The organism is Bradyrhizobium sp. 23 (genome assembly GCF_023073295.1).
GTDB lineage: Bacteria > Pseudomonadota > Alphaproteobacteria > Rhizobiales > Xanthobacteraceae > Bradyrhizobium > Bradyrhizobium canariense_D.
The window spans coordinates 168,662-169,774 of the sequence record NZ_JADPJF010000032.1 but is presented as its reverse complement, the minus strand read 5'-3'; the positions used below and the strand labels follow the sequence as shown (position 1 = coordinate 169,774).

General features: G+C 61.8%; 1 protein-coding gene. It reads right to left on the bottom strand.

Annotation, left to right across the window (positions count from 1 at the left end):
* Positions 1-115: 115 nt before the first annotated feature.
* On the bottom strand, positions 116-1,042 hold the full coding sequence (locus IVB32_RS05030) for a helix-turn-helix domain-containing GNAT family N-acetyltransferase (protein WP_085352622.1): 927 nt from the start codon (positions 1,040-1,042) through the stop codon (positions 116-118).
* Between the last annotated feature and the right edge of the window lie 71 nt (positions 1,043-1,113).

Here is a 1,113-nt window from a genome sequence, read left to right as displayed (position 1 = left end):
CGATCGGTTACCTCAGCCCTGTTGAGTTCGAGCGCAAGGTGGGATTAGCTTAACCCGGTGTCCATCATACCGGCAGCAGCTCACATACATGCGCCTCTCGCTCGTTGCGAGAGTTCTACAGATCCCGCTCCCACGTTTCCCCAATCAGATCCTGCCCGAAGCTGTGATGCGGCTCGCTCTTCACGAGCTTGAAGCCTGCGCTTTGATAGATGCCACGCGCGGCGACCAGGATGCTTTGCGTCCACAGCGTCATCTTGCTGTAGCCCCTCTCGCGCGCACCCTGGATGCATTGGTCGACCAGCGCGCGGCCGACACCGAGTCCCCGCGCTTTCTTTTCCACCTGCAACAGGCGCAGCTTGGCGATCTGGTCCGTGGCCTTGACCAGAAAGATAGAGCCGACCGGCTCTCCGCCCACTTCCGCAATCCAGCAGTGCTCGCGGGCGGCGTCATAGTTCTTGATGAACTGTGCGCAGATCTCGGCGACCAGGGCCTCGTAGCTGATATCCCAGTTGTAGTCGGCCGCATAGGCGGCGGCCTGCCGGGAGATGACCCAGCCCATGTCGCCGACGCGATGGCTGCGCAGCATGAAAGCCGCGGGGTGGCTTCGATGCTCCAGCACGGCCTCGATGGTCGCCATAGCCTGCGTGAGCCGCGTTGCATCGCTGGTCGAAAGCTGAGCCAGCATTGCGGCGACCTCATTTTGCGAGCCCAGGTTCAGCTTGGCAAAGGCCTGGCGCCCCTTGGCGGTGAGGCTGAGCTGGTATTGCCTGCGATCCGCGGGCAGGGCCCTGCGGGTGATCAGGCCCTTTTCGTCGAAGCTTTGCACGATCCGGCTGAGATAGCCGGGGTCGAGGCCAAGCTCGTTGCCGATCTCCTTGGCGGCAAGGTCGTCCCGTTGCGCGAGCTCGTAGAGCACGCGGGCCTCGCTGAGCGAGAACGGGCTCTTGCCAAGGTGCTGGTCGAGCACGCCAAGCTTGCGGGTGTAGAAGCGGTTGAAGGCGCGGACCGCTGCGATGTGGTCGTCGGTAGGATTGAACGACATGGGTCACCTCCGATATTTGCCATTGTCAAATAATTATTTGACCTTGGCAAGTATCGAAGTGCCTCAGCCGA

Excerpts from the sequence above, each read along its gene's own strand:
- IVB32_RS05030 (WP_085352622.1), bottom strand. The coding sequence starts at position 1,042 with ATGTCGTTCAATCCTACCGACGACCACATCGCAGCGGTCCGCGCCTTC.